The sequence below is a fragment of the Microbacterium sp. BWT-B31 genome (assembly GCF_041379855.1).
GTDB lineage: Bacteria > Actinomycetota > Actinomycetes > Actinomycetales > Microbacteriaceae > Microbacterium.
Genome location: NZ_JBFECU010000034.1, coordinates 1 through 1,966, shown reverse-complemented (window position 1 = coordinate 1,966; position 1,966 = coordinate 1). Strand labels below are relative to the sequence as shown.

Annotated in this window: 3 protein-coding genes; 1 reads left to right on the top strand and 2 read right to left on the bottom strand. The window is 62.5% G+C overall.

Annotated elements, in window-relative coordinates:
- Positions 1-199: 199 nt before the first annotated feature.
- Entirely contained in the window at positions 200-685 is a 486-nt protein-coding gene (locus AB1K54_RS17265; RefSeq protein ID WP_371203998.1) for a TraM recognition domain-containing protein, read from the top strand.
- A gap of 43 nt (positions 686-728) precedes the next feature.
- Here AB1K54_RS17265 and AB1K54_RS17260 read toward each other — a convergent pair whose 3' ends face one another.
- Both AB1K54_RS17260 and AB1K54_RS17255 read right to left on the bottom strand, forming a co-directional pair.
- Positions 729-1,010: a hypothetical protein gene (locus tag AB1K54_RS17260; protein ID WP_371203997.1), complete on the bottom strand. Its 282-nt coding sequence runs from the start codon at positions 1,008-1,010 to the stop codon at positions 729-731.
- 227 nt (positions 1,011-1,237) lie between these two features.
- Positions 1,238-1,747, bottom strand: coding sequence for a DUF6301 family protein (locus AB1K54_RS17255; RefSeq protein ID WP_371203996.1), 510 nt, complete (start codon positions 1,745-1,747; stop codon positions 1,238-1,240).
- Positions 1,748-1,966: the final 219 nt, after the last annotated feature.

Sequence of the window (1,966 nt, the reverse complement as noted above, 5' to 3'; positions counted from 1 at the left end):
ATCATCGAGCTGCACCGCCGCCTCGCCCGCGGCTACCGCAACCGGCACAACTACCGCCTCCGCATGCTCCTCGCCGCCGGCGGCCTCACCCCATGACCCCCACCAGATGTCCGAAGAGCCACGTATCCGCCCTCACGTGACACGCGGTTCCTGCGGGGCAGGCGTATGAAGTGTTGAGGGACGAAGAGCTGCCGCATCGGTGATCGAGGCGATCGTCGCGCACTGGACGCTCAACGCCATCAAACGCGGTCTGCCGAAGATCGCCATGGTCATCGACGAGGCACCGCAGATCTGCCCGCTCCCGCGCCTGCGCGAGCACATCGGCCTCATGCGCTCCTACGGCTGCCACTTCACCGTCGCTGCCCAGCACTCCACTCAGTTCACGGCGCGCTTCGGTGAAGCCGAGAGCAAGGCGCTCCTCCAGGTGTTCCTCGGCACCGGAGTCCTCATCGGCGTCGGCGCGATCGAGAAGGACATCCTCGAGCAGGCCGCGTGGGCGGAACCGCCGACGGAACGTCAGGTTGCGTCCTGGGATGCCTCAGGCCGCGAGAGCCGATCCGCAGATCGCGTCGAGCTGCACGGCGCGGAGCTGCTGCCCCGCCACCAGGGCGAAGGGAGGCTCCTCATCCGCGGCCGGAAAGGCTCGTTCGTGCGGCTGATCGACTACACGGAGATGATCGCGTGATGGTGTTGCCCGGCGGAACAGCGGTACAGCGCGCGGGATCGGGTCAGTCGACCTTCCCACGCCCCTCCGCCTCCCAGGTGTCGAACAGCGCTCGCACCTCACCCTCGGTGAGCGGGCGTGCCGTGCGCGTGACGTAGAAATCGACGAAGCGGCGTACGTCGGACGGGAAGTAGACGGGGCCATTCGGTCCCATGGCGTGGGCCTTCAACATCATGTATTCGTGAAAGCGGCTCATGCGGTCGCCGAGCACGCCATTGAGGAGTTCCTCCGAATAGCCGAGCTCGTGGTCGGGCTCGGGCAGCGGATCTGCGGCGTGCGATGTCATAGTTCAATCATCACTGTCCCGGTGCTCCCGCCTACCCACCGGCACACAGCATCGCCAGACTGCGGCTTAGGCCTCCGGTCCTCAGCAGGACGCTCGTACAACATGGCGAGGAAGAGCGCGAAACGGGACTCCGGGTACCACCGCTCGACTTCGTTGAACCAACCGTGCGGTTGATTCGGGCCTGCAACTGGTTTCGATCTAGCCGGTGAAGCTATGGTGAGTTGGCGTTAGTCTGATGCATCCAAGTTGTTCGACGGATCTACGCCGTGATTGCGCTCAAATCGCTCAACGTCAGCCATTCGGCGAGACCAATACTGCATGATCACCGTGTCGTCAAGGCTGAGAAGATTGATCTGACGGCCTCCCTCGAGATCCCATCGGACTCCGTTAGTTGCCCAGGCCTCTGAGTCAGGATCAGCATGTAGGCACTCCGACACAGCTGCGACAGCGTCAGGGAAATGCCTCGCCACGACAGTGCGATTCGTTCTATCGTCTCCAGGGAGAGTGTCTGAAACGCGGAAGGAAAACTCCGCAACCTCGCCCCCGAGTTCGCCCACAGAAACTAACGGGAGAGAAACGGGAAGATTGGTAGCGCCGCCTTTGCGACGCTGCTTCTCCCACCCTAGAAGTTCAAAGACTCGGGGAAACTCATCGTATCGAATGGGCCAGTTCAATCCGTTCAGTGTTGTCAGTACTGGTCGAATCTCACTCGCGCTCAATACGCGAAAATCTCCCACGGCGATCCCTTCAATAAAGCCACAATTTCGGTGGGCTCAGTACACCCCATGCCAGGCGGGAATATCGAGCACGCTGACCGGTGGCTTGAGAGGATCTAGCCTCGATCTTTCATCGGGCCGTTGATCGGGGGTGTTCGGCGTCGTTGCCGGGGGTGTGGTGCTGATTCTGCTGTGAGGGTACGACAATGGCCGCGTGGCGCTGCGGTGGCGGGTCTCCGG